Consider the following 21,124-nt stretch of genomic DNA (forward strand, 5'->3'; position numbering starts at 1 on the left):
GACCAGGGCCTTATGACGATGGCCCCGTCCTTCAGGAGCGCGACCTCGGGGCCGCGTCCGTTCGCCTCGTCGTGGCCGGCGGCCTGCGCCACGGCACCGCCGATGCGGAGCTGGGGGCTCAAGATGCGCTCGGCCCAGATCACCGCCTTCTCGTTGCCGCCGGCGCCGGCGTGGGCCAGGCCCCGCAGGGTGCCGATCACGATGATGTCGTCGTTGGCGAGGACCTCGGCGCCGGCGTTCACGTCGCCGAGGACCACCACGGAGCCCGTGGACTCGACGCGTCCGCCGCTGCGCACGGTGCGCGCGACGATAACGGTCTCGCCCCGCGACTGCAGCTTGTTCACCGGCGGACGCACGTCGGTGAACGTGCCGCCGGCGTCGCGCACGCTGCGGGCCACGGCCTCGATCACCTCGACCGGCGTCCTGTCGGAGACCTCGAGCGCGACCCTCTCCTTGAGCAGGTCGGCGTGGGCGTTGAGCGACTCCTCGACCTTGGCGACGTCGTCGCCGGGCTCGAGGCTCAGCAGTATGCCGCCGCGCGTACCCCTGGCCTTCACCGGGAAGCCTGCACCTCCACACCCTTGAGCTGCCAGTACCCGGCGAGGAAGTCCCGGGCCACCGGGACCGAGACGCGCGAGCTGGAGCCGCCGTACTCGATGAATACCACGAGGGCGATCTGAGGCTCCTCGACGGGGCTGAAGCCCATGAACCAGGCGTGGGTCCAATCGCCGCCGCGGCCGGTCTGGGCCGTGCCGGTCTTGCCGGCGACCGTCCACGGGTAGACGCGCGGGCCCATGGTGTTCGCCGAGGGGTAGTCGGTGAACATCAGCTCCATGCCGTCGATGAGCGTCTCCCAGTGGACGCCGGGCACCTGCGTGACGCGCGGCTCCATCACCTGGTCGCCGATGCGCTTGACGAGGAACGGCCGCGGCATCAGCCCGCGGTTGGCGATCGTGCACACGAACTGGGCGATCTGCACCGGCGTCGCCAGCACGTCGCCCTGGCCGATCACGGTGTTGAGGGTGAAGCCTGGGAGCCAGCCGTGCTCGTAACGGGGCTGGGCCCTCACCCACTGGTCGTCAGGTATGCGGCCGGCCTTCTCCTCGAGCAGGCCGACGCCGGTGGGGCGTCCGAACCCCAGCTCGCGGGCGCGCTCGACGAGGTCGGCGATGAAGGGCGCCCAGCCGCGACCGAAGTCGGGGGTCGAGTAGGCCGCGTTCCAGTAGTAGGTGTTGCAGCTGTCGGCGATCGCGTGGCGCACGTCGTACATGCCCTTGTCGAAGGTGGCCCAGTTGCGCCAGGTGATGCCGCCGTAGCGGAACACCGCGGTGCAGGGGAAGCGCTGGTCGGGCGTGACGTAGCCGTTCTCGAGCAGCGTCGAGGAGGTCACGACCTTGAACGTCGACGCCGGCGGGTAGGCCTCGACCGCGCGGTTCGTCAGCGGGTTGTCGTCGTCGTGGAGGATCGCCTCGACGGCCTCGGGGTCCGACGGCCGGTGCGTGAACACGTTCTGGTCGTAGGTGGGCGAGCTGGCCATCGCCAGCACCTCGCCCGTGCGCGGGTCGAGGGCGATGATCGCGCCCTTGGCCACGTCCTCCGTGGGCAGGCCGACGCGCAGGCGGTCCTCGTTCACGTACGTCAGCGACCGCTGCAGGACGTCCTCGGCCAGGCGCTGCAGCTGCGGGTCTATGGTGAGCACGACGTCGTAGCCGGGCTGGGCCGACCACAGCACGTGCGAGGCGACGACGGTGCCGCCGGAGTCCACCTCCACCTGACGCGCGCCCGCGCCGCCGAAGAGCGCCGCCTCGTAGGCCGCCTCGATGCCGGAGACGCCCACCAGGTCGTTGACCGAGTAGCCCGGGTTGCGCACGGGGTCGGCCTGCTGCGTGTAGCCGACGACCTGCGCCGCCAGGTTCGTGGGGTAGGTGCGCTCGATGCGCTCGCGCAGGTAGAGGTTCTCGCTGCCCGCCACGCGCTCCTCGACCGCCGGCACCAGCTCGTCTGGGATGTTCCACACGGCCACGGCGCCGCTCACGACCTCCTCCGGCTTCGTAGGGTCGGGCTCGCGCAGGTCGCCGGTGACGCCCAGCAGCGCCTTGATGCGCTCCCACTCGGGCGCCGGCCCGCCCCTGTACATGAGGTCGTGGGCCACGCGGTCGTCGGCCAGCACGGTGCCGTCGCGCGCCAGGATCCGTCCCCTGAGCGGCGTGATGCGCTGCTGGGCCAGCGAGTTCTGGATGCTCTTGAGCGCGTACTCCTCGGTCCGCACGAGCTGCAGGACCATGAGCCGCCCGGTGAACACCGCCAGGACGGTGAAGAAGAACGCCAGCAGGAGGCGCATCCGCGCGACCATCAGATGAGCTCCTTCTGCAGCACGCGGCTCTTGTCGAGGAGCGCGGCGCTCCACGGCAGCACGAGCAGCCCGGCCAGCACGGTGAGCGCGCTCTCGACGGCGACGACGGCGCCGAGCCTGTCGAGGCTGTACGGCCCGCCGACGAGCCAGGCGAGGAGCAGGGCCATCACGGCCCACTTGCCCACCACGGCGACGAAGACGACGAGCAGGCGCTCGAGGGCGCCCGCGTTCGTGAGCTGCGCGCGCACGAACGTGGCGGCCAGCGCCCCGCCGGCCAGCGCCATCGCGTGCATGCCGAGGACCCCCTGGCCGGCGACGTCCTGGACGAGGCCGATGCCGTAGGCGACGAGCACGAGCTGCCACGGCTGGACCCGCCACAGGAGGGTCAGCGCCGCGAGGAGGAAGAGGTCGGGCGCCGGCAGCGGCGCGAGGAGCGCCGAGAGGAAGCCCTGCGACACGAGCAGGACCAGGTAGAAGAGCACCAGGCGCATCGCGTCAGTCTAACCAGGGGCTCAGCCGCGCCCCATGGGCGGCGCCGGCCCCTGCCGGGAGCCGAGCCGGACCGGGGCCGGGCCGCCACGAGGTCCGGCGCACGCGGCTATGCTGGCCTGCATGCCCGACGGTACTGCGGCTCGACGCGGCGCGGCGGCGAAGCGTTTCACCGTCGAGCGCGCCCCCGCCGACCTCGCGGGTCGGCGGGCGTTCGCCGCGCGGGTCGTCGCCCACCTGGCCAGGCACGAGGCCGAGAACAACCTGCCCATAGGGGTCGCGAACTCCGTGGCCGACGGCCTCTACACCGGGGACGACGTCGAGCTCCTCCTCGCCGTCGACGCCGCCGGCGAGACCCGCGCCGCCCTCGTGATGACCCCGCCGCACCACCTGCTCGTGGCCTACGGCGACGACGAGGACGCGCGCGCGACGCTCCTCGCCGACATGCGCTCGCGCGGCGCGGTGCCGCCCGGCGTCACGGGCATCGAGCCGGACGCCGCGGCGGTCGCGCGCTGGTGGGCCGAGGGCGAGGGGCTCGCGGTGCGGCAAGGCATGCGCCAGGGCGTGTACCGTCTCTCGCGCGTGCTGCCTGCGGCCAGGGCGCCCGGCAGCGTGAGGGTCGCGACCGCCGGCGACGCCGCGCTGGTCGTGCCGTGGTTCGAGGCCTTCTACGCCGAGGTGAACGTGCACATCTGCTCCCCGGAGGAGGCCTTCCGCCTCTTCATCGGCCACGAGTACCGGCGGCTCTACCTCTTCGAGGTGGGGGGCGAGCCGGTGAGCCTCGCCGGCCTGGGAGCGCGCACGCCCCACGGACGGCGCATCGGGCCGGTCTACACGCCGCCGCCGTTCCGTCGGCGCAGCTACGCCGAGAGCCTAGTGGCGAGCGTGAGCGAGGGCGTGCTGGCCGCTGGCTACCGCTTCTGCTTCCTCTACACCGACCTCGCGAACCCCACCTCGAACCCGCTCTACGAGCGGATCGGGTACGAGCGCATCGCGGAGTCCGCCGAGTACGGCCTGGTGCGACCGGGCGGTTGACGGCGGGCGGGACGGGCGGCGCGCCTCGACCGAACCCTGCCGGGCACGCCCCGCGGACGCGTCCACGAGGTCCCTAGCCCGCCTGACGAGCAGGGCCCGCCCCGCCGACCCCCTGGTAACTTGGCGCCCATGGCGATGCTCCTCATCCACGGCGGCGCCGGCACCGTGCCGGAGAGGTACCGGGACGCCTACCGCGCGGGCCTGCGGGAGGCGGCCGACGCCGGCTACCGCGAGCTCCTGGCCTCCGGCGACCCGGTCGGCGCGGTGATCGCGTCGGTGAGCGCGATGGAGTCGAACGAGCGGGCCTTCAACGCCGGGGTGGGCGGCGCGCCCACGCGCGAGGGGCGGGTGGAGCTCGACGCCTGCGTGATGGCGAGCGACGGCAGCGCCGGGGCGGTGGCGGCGGTGACGAACTCGCGGAACCCCGTGCGGCTGGCGGAGAAGGTGCGTACGTCGACGCCGCACGTGATCCTCGCGGGCGAGGGCGCCGAGCGCCTCGAGGAGCATCCGGTGCCGAACGAGTCCCTGCTCACGGAGCGCACGAGGGAGGAGCTCGAGCGTTGGCGACAGCGCGGCACGGACAGGCCCGGACGCGGCACCGTGGGGGCGCTGGCGCTGGCCGACGACGGCCGGCTGGCCGCCGCCACCAGCACCGGCGGCATCCTGGCCCAGTACCCGGGACGCCTCGGCGACACGCCCGTGCCCGGCGCCGGCACCTGGTGCGACGAGCGCCACGCGCTGTCGGGCACCGGCATCGGCGAGGCGTTCCTCCGCAGCGCGGCCTGCCGCTCCGTGGCCCTGCGCATCGACCTGGGCGCGAGCCCCGCGGAGGCGCTGCAGGCCGGCCTCGACGACCTGGTGCGGGCGAGGGGCGACGGCGGCTTCATCTACCTCGGGCGGGACGGCCGCTTCGGCTTCGCCTACAACACGCCCATGCTGGCCCTGGCGTACAGGACGTCCCGAGCCTCCTACGAGGACGTGCAGCAGGAGCCGGGAGTGCACCTCTTCGACGACCGCTAGGGGCGCCTACCCCGGGGTCGCGGAGGCCTGCCAGCCGGGACGCCGCGTCCGCGCGGGGCGCCCCCGAGCGGTCGGCGCTGCGGGGCGGGGCTGACGGCTCTCCCGGGTCAGGCCCCGCCGCGCCGCGCGGCCAGCACGAGCAGCGCGTCGCCGAACTCGTGCCAGAGGTAGCCGCGCTCCTCGGCCGCCGCGTAGCAGCGGTGCACCAGCTCCTCGCCCGCGACGGCCTCGACCAGCGCCCGGTGCGAGGCGCCGGCCTCGTGCCAGCCGGTCAGGAGCCCGTCGACGGCCCTCACCCCGCGCTCCGGGCCTATCAGCAGCTCGGTGCGCCCGCTGCCGGGGTGGACGACGCCGGCGGAGTCGGCGACGGTCTCGAGGGCACGGGCCGCGGTGGTACCCACGGCGACCACCCTCCGGCCGGCTGCGCGCGCCTGGTTGACGAGCCGCGCGGTGGTCTCGCCCACCTCGTAGCGCTCGGCGTCGGGCCTCTCGCCGGCCTCGAAGGACGCCACGCCGCAGTGCAGGACCACGGGGGCGAAGACGACGCCGGTAGCGGCGAGCCGGGCGACGAGCCTGGCCGTGAACGGCCGGCCCGCGCTCGGCATCTCGGCCGAGCCGGGCGTGCTGGCGAAGACGGTCTGGTAGGCGCTCAGGGGCCGCGCCCGACGCTCGTGTGCGTAGCGGATGGGCTGGCCGTGTCGCCGCAGGTAGGCGAGCACGTCGCCCACGCCCCGCAGCTCGGCGAGCCACAGGCGCGGCGAGCGGGCGTCGCGCGCCAGCAGCTCCGCCGCGGCGCCCGCCGGCAGCTCGACCTCGCCGCCGGCGAACTCCCGCCAGGGCGCCGAGCCGACGCCCAGGGGCCGACGCGGCTCCACCGTCCACACGGCGCCGGCCACCGGTGAGGAGAGGTGCAGGCGCACCGGCCCCTCGGCGCCGACCCCGTCGAGGGCCGCCGGCACCGTGGCCGAGACGTTGACGACGAGCACGTCGCCGGGCGCCAGCGCCTCGGCGATGCCGTCGAAGCGTCCGTGGGAGATCGCGCCAGTGGCGGCGTCGGCGATCATCAGCCTGACCGCGTTCCGCGGTCGGTAGCCGGACGCCGGGGCGCGGGACGGGGCCCCCGCGGAGCCGGTCCGCGCGGCCGCCCCGGCACCCGGAGCCGCGACCGGTCCGCCGCCCGGCGACGCGCCGCGCGTCGTCAGCGTCACCCGGGCACCTCCTCCGCCCTGGCGAGGTAGCGGCCGGACGGCGGGCGCTCGTCCACGAGGCGCAGGATGCCGGGCACGCTGGCGCTCGGCGGCGGGCGGTCCGAGACGTCCTCGCCCGGGTAGGCGTCCTGCTGCATGCGCGTGTTCATGTCGCCCGGGTCGACCCAGTAGACGCGCACGCGCGGCTGCTCGGCGGCCAGGACGCGGCTCAGCTGCTCGAGCGCGGCCTTCGAGGCGCCGTAGCCGCCCCAGCCCGCGTAGCCCTCGACGGCGGCGTCCGAGGTCACGTTCACGACCGCGCCGCCCGCCGCCTCCAGCGCCGGCAGGCAGGCCTGGACCAGCGCCAGCGGCGCGAGGACGTTCGTCTCGATGACCTCCCTGAGCGCGGGGAGCGGGTAGTGGGCCAGGCCGGGCAGCGGCGTCGGTCCGAGCGTGGAGGCGTTGTTGACGAGCAGCTCCAGGGCGCCCAGCTCTCTCGCCGCGGCCACGAGGCGCTCGCGGTGGACCGGGTCTGTCACGTCGCCGGGGACGGCGCGTACGCGGGGCCCGAGGCCGGCGACCGCCTCGGCCAGCTCGCCCCCGTGGCGCGCGTCGACGACGACGCTCCAGCCGCCTGCCACCAGCCGCTTGGTCAGCTCCAGCCCCAGGCCGCGGGAGGCGCCGGTGACGATGGCGACGCGCCCGTCCGCCGTGCCGTCTTCGTCGGTTCGCGGAGGGTTCATGGCCGCAAGGTACAACTTCAAGTAAACTTCAAGTCAATGGCCCTGCCCAGCCACATCACGATCGGCGAGCTGGCCCGCCGCACCGGCGTGGCCACGTCGGCGCTGCGGTTCTACGAGCAGCGCGGCCTCATCAGGTCGGAGCGCACTTCCGGCAACCAGCGACGCTACCCGCGCGCCACGGTGAGGCGCGTCTCGGTCATCCGCGCCGCCCAGCGCTGCGGCATCTCGCTGGCCGAGATCGCCTCGGTGCTCTCGCGCCTGCCGGACGACCGCACGCCCACGGCGGCTGACTGGCACGAGCTCTCCACGGCCTGGCGCCAGAGCCTCGACGAGCGCATCGCCACGCTCCAGGGCCTGCGCGACAAGCTCACGGGCTGCATCGGCTGCGGCTGCCTCTCCCTCGACCGCTGCTGGCTCGTCAACCCCGACGACCAGGCGGCGAGCGGCGGTCCCGGTCCGCGGTTCCTCACCTAGCCGCTCGCCCCGTCGGCCCGCGGGCGCGGCCTCGCCCCCCGCTGGCATGGCGAGCGCCGTCGACCGGCGGGTCTCGCGGCCGCTATGACCTGCGCCCGCCCTGGGGCGGCGCCCCGGCCGTTGCGGACCGGGCCGCCGAGGGCGCCTACTTCCCGAAGATCTCCGGCAGCTCCTCCATGGCCACCAGCACCTCGCGCGGCTTGCTGCCCGTGTGCGGCCCCACGATGCCGAGGGCCTCGAGCGAGTCCATGAGCTTGCCCGCGCGGGCGTGGCCGACGGACAGGCGCCGCTGCAGGCGCGAGACGCTGGCCTGGCCCTCGCTGATCACGAGCTCGGCGGCGGCGCGCAGCTTGTCGTCGTTCCAGTCGATGAGGCCGCTGGCCGTCGACTCGTCGGCGGGCGGCGGGTCGAAGTCGGCGCCGTACGCCTCCACGAAGTCGTCGTCGAAGTACTGCCGGCGCAGGAACTCGGCCAGCCTGGCGATCTCGTTCTCGCTGACGAACGGCCCCTGGAGGCGCACGGCTTTCACCAGGCCCGGCTGGTAGAAGAGCATGTCGCCCAGGCCGATGAGACGCTCGGCGCCCATGCCGTCGAGGATCGTGCGGGAGTCGTGGCTCGAGGAGACGGCGAACGCCATGCGCGCCGGCACGTTGACCTTGATCAGGCTCGTGAGGATGTCCACCGACGGGCGCTGGGTGGCGAGGATCAGGTGCATGCCGGTCGCGCGCGCCATCTGCGCCAGCCGCATGATCGACGACTCGACCTCCTTCGGGCTCGTGATCATGAGGTCGGCCAGCTCGTCGATGACGATGACGATGAACGGCATCGGCGGCATGTCGAGGTTGCGCGCCTTCTCGTTGTACTGGTCGAGGTTCTTCGCGCCGATCTTCGACATCATCTGGTAGCGGCGCTCCATGTGAGCCACGGCGCCGATCAGCACCCCGGCGGCGTCCTTCGGGTTCGTGACGACGGGACGCAGCAGGTGGGGGATGCCGTCGAAGGGCGTCAGCTCGACCATCTTCGGGTCGATCATCAGGAAGCGCAGCTCGGTCGGCAGGAACCTGAACAGCAGCGAGGCGATCAGCGCGTTCACCGCCACCGACTTGCCCGAGCCGGTCGAGCCGGCGATGAGCAGGTGCGGCATGCGGGCGAGGTCGCCCACGACCATCTCGCCGTCGATCGACTTGCCGAGCACGAGCGGCAGGCGCGCCTTCGAGCGCTTGTAGGTGGGCGCCTCAACGGCCTCGCGGAAGCGCACGAGCTCGCGGTGGGCGTTCGGCACCTCGAGGCCGATCACGCTCTTGCCCGGGATCGGCGCCTCGATGCGCACGGACCCCACGGCCATCGCCAGCGCCAGGTCGTCGGAGAGGTTCGCGAAGCGGCTGATCTTCTCGCCCGGCGCCGGCTCCACCTCGAAGCGCGTGACGGTCGGCCCGCGCACGGCCGCGACCACCCGGCCGCCCAGCTTGAAGTTCGCCAGCGTCTCGTCGATCTGCCTGACGCGCGCGCGGTGCTCCTGGAGCATCTGCTCGCGGTCCTGCGGCGAGGCCTCGACGTCGTCGAGGAGCGCGACGGGCGGCACCTGGATGTCGATGGCGCCGACGGGCTCGCGCGACGGGGCCTCCTCGCCGCCCTCGTCGGCTGCCCCCGAGGCCACGACCGTGAGCGGCGGCGCCCGGTGCGCGCGCGCCGGCTGCGCCGCCGCGGATGCGCCCTGGGGCGCGGCTCCCACGGCGACCAGGTCGTCGAGCAGGGCGTCCTCGACCCCCGCGCCCGGCGCGTCCCAGGGCAGGTCGGGCTCGGCGGTCCATGCGGCCGCGTCCTGTCCGCCTAGGCCGTCGGTGTCCACGGCCTCCACGCCGGCCGCCGACGCCTCCTCCCGCTCGGCGGCGGCGCGCTCGGCCATGGCCGCCCGCTCGGCCGCCGCCCGCCTGGCGACGGCGGCGAGAGCCGCCCGCCAACCCTCGAGCTGGGAGAGGACCGCGCGGCCCTTGGCGTCGAGCTCGCCGGCCAGGGTGGCGTCGTAGTCCTCGACCTCCGCGACCGGCTCCCCCTCCCTGACCTCCGCCAGGGCGTCCACCAGCTCGCGCCACGGCTCCAGCGCCTCGGCGTCGAGGCCGAGGCGGTCGGCCTCGCGCTCGAGCTCGCGGAACGCCTCGACGCGGCGCGCGTGCGCCGCCGACGCCTCGACGAGCCGCCGCGGCGCCATGCCCTTGAGGGACCGCCGGTCGAGGTCGCGCTCGCGGGTCAGCTTCCTGTTGCGCTCCATCAGCGCCGTGAGGTCGAGGGCCAGCCCCTTGCGCAGGCGGTCGAGGGCCTGCGCGGCCTGGCCGGGCGCCGTGACCGGGTCGTCGATCGCCTGCTTCAGCGCTGCGCACCAGGCCTCGAAGGTGCCGACCCCCGGCTCGGGAGGCAGCGCCGCCTCGGCGTCGAGGTGGGCGCCGAGGTCGGCGGCGCGGTCGCGGGCGAAGTCGGCCACGGCGGACTGCCACGCCTTCAGGTCGGCCCTGGCGTCGCGCAGGCCCTGGGGCGTGGGCGCGCGCATCTCGCGGTGGGCCGCCCTCACCTCGGCGCGCCACCGGTCCAGCTCGGCGCTGGACGGGTAGAGCTCGCTCAGCGCCTGCAGGTCCTTGTCGAGCTCGGCGAGGCCCTTACGCACCAGCGCGGCGTCGGCGTGGAACGCGGCGCGGTCCTTGGCGGTGCGCCGCGCCCGCGCCGCGGCCTCGTAGGCCGTGCGCACCGCGTCCGCCGCCGCCCGCAGCGACAGCGTCAGCGTGCGGAACGGGCGCCAGCCGCGCAGGAGGTCGTGGCCCAGCGCGGCCACGACGACGGCCGGCACGACGGCGACGACGCCCCAGGTGGGGCCGAGCGCGGACCTGAGGCTGGCGCCCCAGGCCCCGGCCACGTCGGGCCGCACGGCGGCCGAGACGCCCCACAGGCCCGCGACGAGCACCAGGTAGCCGAGCAGGACCCGCGGCCACCAGGACGGGTTGCGCCGCAGGAGGAAGAAGCCGCCCAGGACCAGCGGCGGGACCGCCAGGCAGTAGGCGGCCCAGCCGACGTTGCCCGTCAGCGCGCCGCGCACGGTCCGCCCCAGCTCGCCGGACGGGATCGCGGGCACGAGCACGCCGACGAGGAACAGGCCCGCGGCCGTCAGGACCAGGCCCAGGGCCTCGATGTCGGGCGTCTTGTCGCCCTGACGTTGCCGTTCCCGTCGGCTCTTGCGCACGTCGCCGAGTCTACCGCCTCGGGGGTAGGTGCCCGAGGGGAGAACTGGTACACTTCGCCGCGAACTGAGCACATGTGAAGCTGTGGCGAGGATGAGCGTTCGGCAGTGAAGGGCTTGGGCTACGGGAGCGGTCGCCCAGGGCCGGCGTTGATGTTCGGGTTGTGGGGCCTGGCCGGCGCCGCCGTCGTCACCCTCCCGCTGTCGGCGGGCCGGTTCATGCCCTGGCACGGCTTCCTCATGGCCGTGCCCTTCATGGCCGCCACCGCCTGGTTCGGCTGGACCGTGGCGGCGTTCCTCGTGCCGATCTCGCTGCTCCTCGTGTGGGGCTTCGACGTCACCGGCGGGGCGGGCCCGTTCGGCGCCGGCTCGTACCTGGGGCTCATGCTGACGATGCTGCTGGCCACCGTCGTCGGCGACCGCATGCACCGCGTCTGGCGCGAGTCCGAGGCCAGGGCGCGCGGCAACGAGCGGCGCGCTCGCCTGCTGCAGCAGGCCGCGCTGGAGCTGGACCAGGCCGACGACGACGCCCACCTCTTCTCCGCCGCCCCGCGGCTCCTCTCCGACATCCTCACCTTCACCCACGCCGAGCTGTTCGTGCCCGAGGGCGACGGCCTGACGCTCGCCAAGGCCTGGCGCTGGGACGCGAAGCCCGGCTTCCGCGTGCCGCTCACCTCGGTGATAGGGCGCGCCTACCGCACGGGCGAGCCCCAGTACGTCCCCGACACGGCGCGGGACGCCGAGTTCGTCGTCGCCCCCGGCGCCGTGCCGACGCGGTCGGAGCTGGCGCTGCCCGTCAAGGTCCGCGGCGAGGTGAGGGCCGTCATCAACCTCGAGCACACGGCGCCCGACGCCTTCTCCGGCGACGACCACGACACGCTGCGGGCCTTCACCCGCATCGTCGCCGAGGTCCTCGAGCGCCTCGACGCCAGGGCCGAGCTCGACGCCGAGCGCCAGGAGCAGGAGTTCCTGGCCCGCCTCTCGCACGCGCTGCTGCACGCCGACGACGCCAAGCAGGCGGCCAGCACCGCCGTCACCGACCTCGTGAGGTTCCTCGGCCTCGACGCCGGCGGGGTGCTCGAGCTGCGTCAGGCCAGGGTGCGCCCGCTGGTCCGCGTCGGCACCCTGCCGCCGGCCATCGCGAGCCGCGCGGAGTCCGGCCTGGAGTTCGCCGGCCTGATCGAGGAGACGTGGCTGCAAGGACGACAGGTGCAGGTGCCCGACCTCCAGGAGCGGCGCCTGTCGGGCGGCGCCTTCGCCTGGCTGGAGGGCGAGGGCGGGGTGAGGACGGTGGTCCTCTCACCCCTGCACAACGGCCAGGGCGACGTGAGGTACCTCCTCGGGCTCGTCAGCCTCGGCCGGCCCAAGCCCCTGAGCGAGCGCCAGTTGACGCTCGTGAGGCGCGCGGCGGAGGCGCTGGGCGCCGCCCTCAGCCGCGTGGTGCTGAACAAGCAGCTCTTCGCCACGCTGGACGTGATAGGCCAGCTGGCCCGCGCCGAGGCCCCCAGCACGCTGTTCCAGCGCGCGGCGGAGGCGGCGGTCGACCTGATCATCGGCGCCGAGGCGGCCAGCGTCCTCGTGCGCGACGGCGACCTCTACCGCTTCGAGGCGGCTGTGGGCTACGACCTCGACGCGATCAAGGAGGGCGCGGGGCCGTTCACGCTCGCCGAGCAGCTCAAGTGGTACGCCGGCTCGGAGGCCGACTTCAGGCGCGGCATCGGGCGCATCGCCCGCGGCGAGGACGTCATGCGCTTCTCGATCGCCAGCTCGAACGAGAGGACGCCGGCGAACCTCGCCGCCGCCCGCGTGCCGGACATCAAGGCGAACATCGTCATCCCCATCACCGAGGGCTCCGAGGTCGTGGCGCTCCTCAACGTCGACAACTTCTCCAGCGAGGCCGCCTTCAGCTCGAACTCGCTGCGCATCGCCGAGGCGTTCGCGCAGCACATCGCCGTGATCGTGCGGCAGGTCGAGCAGGTCAGGCGCCTCGAGGAGAGCCTCGTCACCGACGGCCTCACCCGCCTGGGCAACAGGGAGGGCTTCCAGCGCCGCCTGCAGGCCGAGCTGGCCCGGGCCGAGCGGTACGGCCACCCGCTGAACCTCGTGATGGTGGACCTCGACAACTTCAAGCAGATCAACGACCGCTTCGGGCACGCCGCCGGCGACGCGGCGCTGGTCGCCGTGGCCGACTCGCTGACGCGGCACCTGCGCTCCTCCGACCACGCCTTCCGCTGGGCCGGCGACGAGTTCGTGCTGCTGCTGCCGGAGGTGCGGCCCGAGGAGGCCCAGGCGGCGGCGGAGCGCTTCGTCGAGCTCGTCTCCCAGATCGAGGTTCACGGGGTCAGCCTGGCGGCCTCGGTGGGCGTGGCGTCCTACCCCATGGACGGCCACGACCCCGAGACCCTGCTGCGGCGGGCCGACGACCTCATGTACTTCCGCAAGCAGCGCAGCCGCCCCACCGAGGCGACCTGAGGCGCGCGGGCGGCCTCCCGCCGCGCCCCGAGGAGGGCGCCTCCCTGCCCTGCGCCGTCCGGGCGCGCCGCCCCGGGCCGCCTCAGGCGAAGGGGAGGTCCTCCTCGTCGAGGTCCTCCGGGTCCACGTCGGGCGGCACCGACAGGAACTCGCGCCGGCTGAGCACGTAGTCCTCGAGCACGACCTTCGCGAACGCGACGGTCGGCACCGCCAGCAGTGCGCCCACGAGCCCGAACAGCCCCAGGCCGGCCATGATCGCCAGCAGCACGGTCACGGGGTGCAGGTTCGTGGAGCGCGAGAGGACCAGCGGCGAGAGGATGTTGCCCTCGACCTGGTTCGCGATCACGAAGACGCCGATCGTGAACAGGGCCGTCAGCGGGCTCACGGTGAGCGCGAGCAGGACGGCGGGCACGGCGCCGATCACCGGCCCGAGGTAGGGCACGAGGTTGAACACGGCCGCCAGGAAGGCGATCGCCGTGGCCAGCGGCACGCCGAGGATCGTCAGGCCGATCCAGATCGTCACGCCCACGATGGCCGTGATGAGGAGCTGGCCCCTGAGGTAGCCGCCGACGGCCGTGTCGGCCTTCTCGCTCACCTCGGTGAAGATGCCGTGGTAGCGCGTGGGCACCAGGCGCCTGAACTGGGCCGTGAAGCGCGGGTAGTCGTAGAGGAAGTAGACGCTGGCCAGCACGATCAGCACGATCTGCAGGCCCGTCGAGATCACGACGGTGGCCCCGGTGTAGAGGATGCCCGGCCCGCGGCTGAGGAAGCTCTCCATCAGCGTGGCGAAGTCGCTGCCCAGCTGCTGCAGCGCGGCGATGACGCGGTCCCTGATCTCGGTGCCGAGGATCCCGTTCGGGTCCACGTCCTGGAGCCCGTCGGAGAGCAGGAACGGGATCCTGTCGAGCCACGTCAGGACGCGTCCCTGGACCTCGCCGACGATGCGCGACAGGCTCTCGAACGCGTCGGGGAGCAGGTTGACGAAGGTGGCGGCCTCGGCCACCACCTGCGCGACCAGCATCGAGCCGAGCGTGACGAGGCCGCCCAGCAGCACGTAGGTGACGAACACGGACCAGCCGCGGTTGAGCCGCAGGCGCATCAGCAGGCCGACGAGCGGGTTCAGGATGTAGGCCAGCAGGAAGCCGAACAGCGCCACCTGCAGCGCGAACATGTAGCCGGCCCTGGCGCGCCACAGGACGACCAGGGCGAGGACGATGAGGCTGACGTAGACGACGGCCCGTACCCACGGGTGCCGCCACGCCCACCTGAGCGCGGGGAGCTGCTCCTCCGCCGGGCGCGGGTCGGGGCTGACGCGGGTCTCCCTCATGGCCCCACGAACAGGGACGCGGCCTCGAGCCTGACCTGCTCGGGGGTGAGGCCCTCGCCGAAGTACCGTCCCTCGTCGGGCCACACCTCGAAGCGCAGGCGGGGCCGTTCCCGACCGCCAGCCGCCCCGGCGTCGGTGCCGGAGTTCCCCACGTAGCCGACCACCTGGCCACGATACACAGTGCGCCCGACGCTCACGCCGCTGGCCACACCGGACAGGTGGCCGTAGCGCAGCACGGTGCCGCCCGAGGTCTGTATCCACACCTGGCGCCCGCGGAGCAGGTCGAGCTCCTCCTCGGTGGCGCCGTCCTCGACCTCCTCGAGCAGGCGCTCCCACCTCTCCGCGGAGAGCTCCGCGTAGGCGAGGTCGGCCCTGATCACCTGGCCGGCCGCGGCGGCGATCACCGCGGCGCCGTAGGTGACGGGCACGTCGAGGTCGCCGTCGACGAAGTCGAAGCCCTGGCTGACGCCGGCGCGGTAGGGGCGCGGCGCGCCGGGCAGGTTCGAGTCGCTGCGCGGGAGCCTCGCGCCCGGGATGGGGAACCACAGGCCCTCCGGACCGTAGGCGGCCGCCTCCCCCCTGCCCGCCGGCGCGGGCGGCGGAACCTCCCCTCTCCCTGCGTCCCCGGCGGGCGCCGCGGGTCTGGCGAACAGCAGGACCGACACCACGACGGCGTAGACCGTGACGGCCGCGAGCACGTACCAGCCGGGCTTGACCCTGCGCACGCGCGGAGTCTAGCTCAGCCGTCACCCACGCACTCCAGCACCGCCAGCAGGGGCCTGTGGCCGCCGTGCTCCACGCGCCGTGCCGCCACCGTCCGCCAGCCGCCCTCGCGCAGCAGCCTCTCGACGAGCCTGACCTCGTGGCTGAGCAGCGCGAAGCGCCCGCCGGGGGCCAGGTGGCGCCGGGCGGCGGCGAGCAGCGCGCGGTACAGCGTCTCGTTGGCGGCGTGGTCGCCGACGGCGTCGCCCCACGGCGCGTCGGCCGCCACGACGTCGAACGCGCCGGGCACCCTGAAACCGGGCCGGGCGACGTCGTCGACGACGAGCTCGGCGCCCTTAACCCCGGCCGCCGCGAGGTTGCGCCGCGCGCAAGCCACGGCCTCGGACGAGACGTCGACGCCCACGAGCGGGCCGCCGGGACCGGCCAGAGCACGCTCCACGAGCAGCGTGCCGGAGCCGCACATCAGGTTGAGGTACGAGCCGCCGGCGCCCGCGAGGTCGGCCATCGCCGCCGCCACCGTCGCGTTCGCCCCTCCCGGCAGGTTGCACACGCGCCAGGGGCGGGTCGAGAGCGGCCGCGGCGTCAGGCGCAGCAGGGCCTCCCAGCCGGACCCCGACCGGCGGAAGCGCGCCAGCAGCTCACCCCCGTCGGGCTCGTGCGCGAGGCCGGTGGACGCGGCGAGGGCCTCGGCGAGGCGCCGGAACGCGGGGGAGTCGACGCCGGCGGCGGCCAGCCTGAAGCCGCGCATGCCGGCCGCCTCCGCGACCTGGCGCACCGCGCCGGAGAGCCGCCGGAACGCGGCGTCGCCGAGCAGCGCCTTGGGCCGCGGGACGTCGAAGGCCAGCGACAGGTAGACGGCCGAGGCGAGGCGCGAGCGCCGCAGCACCCTGGCGACCTCCGGGTGGTCGAAGCGGACCTCGCCTCTCCCCTCTGCCACGGACGCGGCGCCCAGCCGCCGCAGCTCCGCGGCGGCGAGGTCCTCGAGCCCGGAGACGACGTCGGCGACGTAAGGGGCGCTGCGCACGCCGCATGCTATAGGCCCGGCGCACCGCCGACCGGGCCCGCTCGGCACGCGGCTATGATGGTCCCGTGCCTCGACCCAGCCCAGACTCGGCCGCGGCAGGCCAGCCGAAGTTGCCATGACGCCAAGCCGCCAACAGCCCCTGGGCCGCGCCGGCGGTCCGGGGGAGGGCTAGCGCATGCGGGCGGCCGCGCGCGTCGGGAGGCCGCGCGTCTCCGCCTTCCGGCGCCGCGAGTGGCTCACCGGGTACCTCTTCGTCCTGCCGGCGACGCTGATCATCGGCGTCTTCGGGATCTTCCCCATCGGCTACGCGATCTACATGAGCCTGCACCGCTGGCGCATCCGCCGGGGCGCCTTCATCGGGCTCGAGAACTACCGCGACGTCCTCGGCGACTGGTGGGGCGCGCTGGCGTTCTTCGGCGGGCTGCTCCTGGTCCTGGCCGCGCACTGGCTGTGGACCGACGCCTTCAGGCGCGACGAGGGCACCGTCCCCCTCGTCGGTCGTCTCCTGGGAGCGCTCGTGCTACTCGGCTCCGGCGTGTCCGTCTCGCTCGGCTGGCGCCTGATGACGGCGGAGGGGGACCGCCGCTTCCTGGCCGGGCTGACCCGCACCGTCTACTACGGCTTCGGCTCGGTGCCCGTGCAGATCGTGCTGGCCCTGGTCATCGCCACGCTGCTGTTCCAGAACCTGCGCGGGCAGGAGCTGTTCCGCATGCTCTACTTCCTGCCCTACGTCACGCCGGCGGTGGCGGCCGCGGCCGTGTTCCGCAACATCTTCAGCCCGCGGCCCGAGCGTCCCGCCAACACGGTCCTCGAGTGGCTCGGCCTCCCGCCGCAGCAGTGGCTGTTCGAGACGCGGCCCATCACCGAGGTGCTCTTCGGCGGCCTCTTCGACAGGCTGGGGATCGACCCCTCCGGCTTCTGGGCCGGCCCGTCGCTGGCGCTGGTGACGGTGATCGTCTTCGGCGTCTGGACCTACACCGGCTACAACGCCGTGATCTTCCTCGCCGGCCTCGGCAACATCCCCAAGCAGCTCTACGAGGCGGCGGCCATCGACGGCGCCACGCGCCTGCAGCAGTTCAGGCACATCACGGTGCCGCTGCTCTCGCCCGTGACGTTCTACCTGACGGTGCTGGGCTTCATCGGCACGTTCCAGGCGTTCACGCACATCTACGTCATGCGCTCGCCCAGCACGAGGGACGCCGTCGACACCGCGTCCATAGTGATCTTCGACACCTTCTACGGCCGCAACAACTTCAGCCTCGCCGCGGCGCAGTCGGTGATCCTCTTCGTGATCATCCTCATCCTCACGCTGCTGCAGAACCGCTTCTTCGGGCGGAGGGTCGTCGGTGTCTGAGCAGGCGCTGGGGACCGTGGCCGCCGAACCGCCGCGGACCGTGCGGACCGCCGCCGCGGCGCGCGAGCCCTACGAGTTCAGGCTCGCGCACCTGCCCGTCTACCTCGCGCTGCTGATCGGCGCGGTCGTGTCGATGAGCCCGTTCCTCTACATGGTCTCGACCAGCCTCATGACCCTCGGCGAGACGATCAACAGGCGGCTGCTGCCCCGTTCGCCGCAGTGGTCGAACTACCGGACGGCCTGGTCGGAGGCCGACTTCGCCCTCTACTTCCGCAACAGCGTGATCATCACGGCGCTGGTGATCGCCGGCGTGCTCGTCACCTGCACGCTCGCCGGCTACGCCTTCGCGCGCATCGAGTTCCCGGGACGCGACGCGATCTTCCTCGTGCTGCTCGCCACGCTGATGATCCCCGGCACCGTGACGTTCCTGCCCAACTTCCTCATGATCAGGGGCGAGGTGATCCCGTGGGGGAGCTGGCTCAACACCCTGCCGGCCCTCACGGTGCCCTTCATGTCGACGGCCTTCATCATCTTCCTGTTCAGGCAGTTCTTCCTGGGCATCCCGCACGAGCTCTACGACGCCGCGCGCATCGACGGCGCCGGGCACCTGCGCTTCCTCACCTCCGTGGTCGTGCCGATGAGCAAGCCCGTCATGATGACGGCCACGCTGCTCACCTTCGTGACGTCGTGGAACGAGTTCCTGTGGCCGTTGCTCGTCACCACCACGCCCACGTGGCGCCCGTTGGGCGTGGGCCTCTACACGTTCATCTCCGAGGCCGGGCCGGAGACCCACCTGCTGATGGCCGGGGCCGTCATCACGGTCCTGCCCGTGCTAGTCGTCTACTTCGTGACGCAGAAGCAGTTCACCGAGGGCATAGCCACCTCGGGCCTGAAGGGGTGATGAAGCCGGGACCAGCACGCGATACTCAGGCCAGCAACGCGCGACTAACATCAAGGCGAGAGGCAACGTCCACGGGGCCGAACTCGGCCCGCAAGGGAGAAGGAGCGCAGATGAAGCCAAGGGCACACTTCCCGGTAGCGGTCCTAGTCACTCTGCTCGCGCTCGCGGGCGCCGCCACGGCGCAGGAGAGCCTCGAGGGGGTCGACTGGGACAGCGTCGACCCCAGCGGCCAGACCGTCACGTTCTGGCACCAGCACACTCAGGAGCGCGAGACCGCGCTGCAGGAGATCATCGCGGAGTTCAACGAGACGAACGAGTACGGCATCACCGTGGTCGCCGAGTACCAGGGCGGCTACGGCGACATCTTCCAGAAGATGCTCGCCCTGCTCGGCACCTCCGACACGCCCAACATCGTGGTCGCCTACCAGAACCAGGCCGCCACCTACCAGCTCGTCGACGGGCTCGTCGACCTGAACCCGCTCGTCGAGTCGGAGCGCTGGGGCCTGAGCGAGGAGGACATCGCCGACTTCTTCCCCGGCTTCTGGAACTCCGACGTCTTCCCGAGCTTCGACGACAAGCGCCTCGGCATCGCGCCGAACCGCTCGATGGAGATGCTCTACTACAACATCGACTGGCTGGCCGAGCTGCGCGAGGGCGGCTACATCGACTTCGACGGACCGCCCACCACCCCCGAGCAGTTCAGGCAGGCCGCCTGCGCCGCCACCGAGCACCCGTTCTCCGGCGCCACGGCCGAGGGCGCCAGCATCGGCTACGAGCTCGCCCCCGACGCCAGCCGCTTCGCCTCGTGGACCTTCGCCCACGGCGGCGACGTCTTCGACTACGAGGAGAGCCGCTTCACCTACGACTCCCCCGCCGCCGTGGAGGCGATGACGTTCCTGCAGCAGCTCTTCGCGGACGGCTGCGGCGCGGTGACGACCGAGCAGTTCGGCGACCAGACGAACTTCGGCGCCGGACGCACCCTCTTCACGGTCGGTTCGTCCTCGGGCCTGCCGTTCTACGCCAGCGCTGTCGAGGAGGGCTCGGGCCACCAGTGGAGCGTGGCGGCGATCCCGCACACGACCGAGGACCCGGTCATGAACATCTACGGCGCCTCCGTCAGCCTGCCCGCGGGCCACAGCCCCGAGGAGACGCTGGCCGCCTGGATCTTCCTGAAGTACTACACGGGCCCAGAGGCGCAGGCCGAGTGGGCCGCGGCCAGCCAGTACTTCCCGGTGCGGCAGAGCGTGGCGGCGAACCTCGGCCCGGTCTTCGAGGCGGTCCCCGGCTACGAGGTCGCCTTCAACCTGCTGCCCTACGGCGTCGCCGAGCCGCCCGTGCCCGGCTACGACTTCGTCCGCGACATCGTGACCTCGACGATGGTGGACATCGTCACGAACCCCGACCTCGACGTGCAGGAGGCCCTGACCGAGCTCAACGAGGAGGCCAACGAGATCCTCGCCGAGCAGATGGCCGAGCTGCCCTGACCCGCGCACCGGTCTGAGGCATGGGGCGGCGCCCGTCGGGCGCCGCCCCGCTCTATCGCGGGCGCTCCCACGCCTCGTCCGCCGCGGAGGGCGCCGCCTCGCTCCGCGCCCGCCGCGGCGGCGGCTGCCACCCGTCGCGTCCGCTGCCGCGCCACCGGCCGCGGCGCGTCCGCCCGGTAACCTCGGCTGGCATGGCCGCCCTCTCCCTCTACGTGCACGTCCCGTTCTGCCCGAGCGTCTGCCCCTACTGCGACTTCCACAAGATGCTCAGGCACGAGGGGCTGGCGGCGCGCTACGTAGCCCGGCTCGAGGCCGAGCTGGCGGAGCTGGCCGCCGAGCACGGCGGACCGCTAGACACGCTCTACCTCGGCGGCGGCACGCCCTCGCACCTGCGCGACGACGAGCTGGAGCGGGTGTTCGCGGCCCTGCGGGCGTTCGGGGGGCCCGGGCGGCGCGAGACGACCCTCGAGGCCGACCCCCTCACCTTCGACGCCGAGCGGCTCGCCTCGTTCGGCGCGCTGGGCGTCACGCGCCTGTCGATCGGGCTGCAGTCGACCCAGGACCGCGTGCTCTCGTTCCTCGGCCGGCTGCACGACGGCGCGCAGGGCCTCGCCGCCGTGGAGACGGCCCTGGCCAGCGGCCTGCGCGTGAACGTCGACGTCATGGCGGCGATCGCGGGGCAGGACCTGGAGCTCGACCTGTCGAGGGTCGTGGGGGCGGGAGCCAAGCACGTCTCCGTCTACTCGCTCACCGTGGAGCCGCACACGCCCTTCGCGCTGCGCGGCGTCACCGTCGACGAGGAGGTCGACGCCGCCGCCTTCGAGCTCGCCGCCGCGGTCCTCTCCCGCGCCGGCCTCCGCCGCTACGAGGTGAGCAACCACGCCGTCCCCGGCGAGGAGTCGCTGCACAACCTCGTGTACTGGCGCGGCGGCCACTACCTCGGCGCCGGGCCCTCAGCGGCGTCCCACCTGCCCGGCGGCGACGGCTTCGGCGTCCGCCTGAGGAACCCGCCGCTCAAGGGCTGGCTGGCCGGCGAGCCGCCGGAGACGGAGGTGCTCACGGCCGACGACGTGGTCCTCGAGAGGCTTATGACCGGCCTGCGCACGCTCGAGGGGGTCGACCTCGCCGCCCTCGAGTCGTTCACGGGCTACGCCGTGGAGTCGGGGGCCGCGCGCTGGCTCGAGGACTGCCTGTCCCACGGCCTGCTGGCGCTGGAGGGGCGGCGCCTCGCGGCCACGCCCGCCGGCCTCGTGCGGCTCGACGCGGTCCTGCGCGCGTTCGTCGCCACGCGCCGGTCCGCCGCCGCTTAGGC

The 21,124-nt window shown here is 73.5% G+C and carries 17 protein-coding genes; 8 read left to right on the forward strand and 9 right to left on the reverse strand.

All coding sequences use genetic code 11. The features are described from left to right. The 3 genes from VF202_02420 to mreD form a co-directional block, all read right to left on the reverse strand. A partial coding sequence (locus tag VF202_02420; GenBank protein ID HEX7038948.1) for a septum site-determining protein MinC occupies positions 1-557 on the reverse strand: 557 nt, incomplete at its 3' end. Further along, positions 554-2,353: a penicillin-binding transpeptidase domain-containing protein gene (locus tag VF202_02425; protein ID HEX7038949.1), complete on the reverse strand. Its 1,800-nt coding sequence runs from the start codon at positions 2,351-2,353 to the stop codon at positions 554-556. The genes VF202_02425 and VF202_02420, both read right to left, overlap by 4 nt. Continuing rightward, positions 2,353-2,844, reverse strand: coding sequence for a rod shape-determining protein MreD (gene mreD / locus VF202_02430; protein HEX7038950.1), 492 nt, complete (start codon positions 2,842-2,844; stop codon positions 2,353-2,355). The genes VF202_02425 and mreD overlap by 1 nt, the downstream gene beginning before the upstream one ends. Before the next feature lie 121 nt (positions 2,845-2,965). Between mreD and VF202_02435 the strand changes: the two genes are divergently transcribed. Continuing rightward, positions 2,966-3,877, forward strand: coding sequence for a GNAT family N-acetyltransferase (locus tag VF202_02435; protein ID HEX7038951.1), 912 nt, complete (start codon positions 2,966-2,968; stop codon positions 3,875-3,877). A 129-nt stretch (positions 3,878-4,006) separates the two neighbouring features. Further along, the gene (locus VF202_02440; protein ID HEX7038952.1) at positions 4,007-4,897 is read left to right on the forward strand and encodes an isoaspartyl peptidase/L-asparaginase; all 891 of its coding nucleotides are present in this window, start codon (positions 4,007-4,009) and stop codon (positions 4,895-4,897) included. A gap of 107 nt (positions 4,898-5,004) precedes the next feature. On the opposite strand, the gene VF202_02445 is transcribed toward VF202_02440, so the two are convergent. Both VF202_02445 and VF202_02450 read right to left on the reverse strand, forming a co-directional pair. Next, the gene (locus tag VF202_02445; GenBank protein ID HEX7038953.1) at positions 5,005-6,105 is read right to left on the reverse strand and encodes an S-adenosylmethionine:tRNA ribosyltransferase-isomerase; all 1,101 of its coding nucleotides are present in this window, start codon (positions 6,103-6,105) and stop codon (positions 5,005-5,007) included. Next, positions 6,102-6,827, reverse strand: a complete 726-nt coding sequence (locus VF202_02450; protein HEX7038954.1) for an SDR family oxidoreductase — start codon at positions 6,825-6,827, stop codon at positions 6,102-6,104. Before VF202_02450 ends, VF202_02445 begins: the two co-directional genes overlap by 4 nt. A 36-nt stretch (positions 6,828-6,863) precedes the next feature. On the opposite strand from VF202_02450, the gene soxR reads away from it, so the two are divergent. Further along, on the forward strand, positions 6,864-7,301 hold the full coding sequence (soxR, locus tag VF202_02455) for a redox-sensitive transcriptional activator SoxR (GenBank protein ID HEX7038955.1): 438 nt from the start codon (positions 6,864-6,866) through the stop codon (positions 7,299-7,301). A gap of 145 nt (positions 7,302-7,446) precedes the next feature. Here soxR and VF202_02460 read toward each other — a convergent pair whose 3' ends face one another. Further along, complete coding sequence (locus tag VF202_02460) at positions 7,447-10,530, reverse strand: DNA translocase FtsK (protein HEX7038956.1); 3,084 nt, start codon at positions 10,528-10,530, stop codon at positions 7,447-7,449. 105 nt (positions 10,531-10,635) lie between these two features. On the opposite strand from VF202_02460, the gene VF202_02465 reads away from it, so the two are divergent. Further along, positions 10,636-12,999, forward strand: a complete 2,364-nt coding sequence (locus tag VF202_02465) for a diguanylate cyclase (protein HEX7038957.1) — start codon at positions 10,636-10,638, stop codon at positions 12,997-12,999. 82 nt (positions 13,000-13,081) lie between these two features. Here VF202_02465 and VF202_02470 read toward each other — a convergent pair whose 3' ends face one another. The 3 genes from VF202_02470 to VF202_02480 are packed head-to-tail and all read right to left on the reverse strand — an operon-like array spanning position 13,082 to position 16,073. After that, a complete protein-coding gene (locus VF202_02470; protein HEX7038958.1) occupies positions 13,082-14,326 on the reverse strand; it encodes an AI-2E family transporter in 1,245 nt (414 codons plus the stop codon). Further along, positions 14,323-15,051, reverse strand: coding sequence for a M23 family metallopeptidase (locus VF202_02475; GenBank protein ID HEX7038959.1), 729 nt, complete (start codon positions 15,049-15,051; stop codon positions 14,323-14,325). The genes VF202_02470 and VF202_02475 overlap by 4 nt, the downstream gene beginning before the upstream one ends. A gap of 14 nt (positions 15,052-15,065) precedes the next feature. Next, positions 15,066-16,073 carry a methyltransferase gene (locus tag VF202_02480; GenBank protein HEX7038960.1) on the reverse strand — a complete coding sequence of 336 codons (1,008 nt, stop codon included), beginning with the start codon at positions 16,071-16,073 and terminating at the stop codon, positions 15,066-15,068. 175 nt (positions 16,074-16,248) lie between these two features. On the opposite strand from VF202_02480, the gene VF202_02485 reads away from it, so the two are divergent. The 4 genes from VF202_02485 (at position 16,249) to hemW (ending at position 21,122) form a co-directional block, all read left to right on the forward strand. After that, a complete protein-coding gene (locus VF202_02485) occupies positions 16,249-17,427 on the forward strand; it encodes a sugar ABC transporter permease (protein ID HEX7038961.1) in 1,179 nt (392 codons plus the stop codon). Further along, the gene (locus tag VF202_02490; protein ID HEX7038962.1) at positions 17,420-18,328 is read left to right on the forward strand and encodes a carbohydrate ABC transporter permease; all 909 of its coding nucleotides are present in this window, start codon (positions 17,420-17,422) and stop codon (positions 18,326-18,328) included. Before VF202_02485 ends, VF202_02490 begins: the two co-directional genes overlap by 8 nt. Before the next feature lie 110 nt (positions 18,329-18,438). Then, positions 18,439-19,812, forward strand: coding sequence for an ABC transporter substrate-binding protein (locus VF202_02495; protein HEX7038963.1), 1,374 nt, complete (start codon positions 18,439-18,441; stop codon positions 19,810-19,812). A 191-nt stretch (positions 19,813-20,003) separates the two neighbouring features. Further along, positions 20,004-21,122, forward strand: a complete 1,119-nt coding sequence (gene hemW, locus VF202_02500; GenBank protein HEX7038964.1) for a radical SAM family heme chaperone HemW — start codon at positions 20,004-20,006, stop codon at positions 21,120-21,122. Positions 21,123-21,124: the final 2 nt, after the last annotated feature.

It is taken from the genome of Trueperaceae bacterium (assembly GCA_036381035.1).
Taxonomy (GTDB): domain Bacteria; phylum Deinococcota; class Deinococci; order Deinococcales; family Trueperaceae; genus DASRWD01.

Coding starts and splice junctions, on each gene's coding strand:
- VF202_02495 (HEX7038963.1), top strand. CDS start 18,439: ATGAAGCCAAGGGCACACTTCCCGGTAGCGGTCCTAGTCACTCTGCTC.
- VF202_02440 (HEX7038952.1), top strand. CDS start 4,007: ATGGCGATGCTCCTCATCCACGGCGGCGCCGGCACCGTGCCGGAGAGG.
- VF202_02425 (HEX7038949.1), bottom strand. CDS start 2,353: ATGGTCGCGCGGATGCGCCTCCTGCTGGCGTTCTTCTTCACCGTCCTG.
- soxR (HEX7038955.1), top strand. CDS start 6,864: ATGGCCCTGCCCAGCCACATCACGATCGGCGAGCTGGCCCGCCGCACC.
- VF202_02485 (HEX7038961.1), top strand. CDS start 16,249: ATGCGGGCGGCCGCGCGCGTCGGGAGGCCGCGCGTCTCCGCCTTCCGG.
- VF202_02435 (HEX7038951.1), top strand. CDS start 2,966: ATGCCCGACGGTACTGCGGCTCGACGCGGCGCGGCGGCGAAGCGTTTC.
- VF202_02470 (HEX7038958.1), bottom strand. CDS start 14,326: ATGAGGGAGACCCGCGTCAGCCCCGACCCGCGCCCGGCGGAGGAGCAG.
- hemW (HEX7038964.1), top strand. CDS start 20,004: ATGGCCGCCCTCTCCCTCTACGTGCACGTCCCGTTCTGCCCGAGCGTC.
- mreD (HEX7038950.1), bottom strand. CDS start 2,844: ATGCGCCTGGTGCTCTTCTACCTGGTCCTGCTCGTGTCGCAGGGCTTC.
- VF202_02450 (HEX7038954.1), bottom strand. CDS start 6,827: ATGAACCCTCCGCGAACCGACGAAGACGGCACGGCGGACGGGCGCGTC.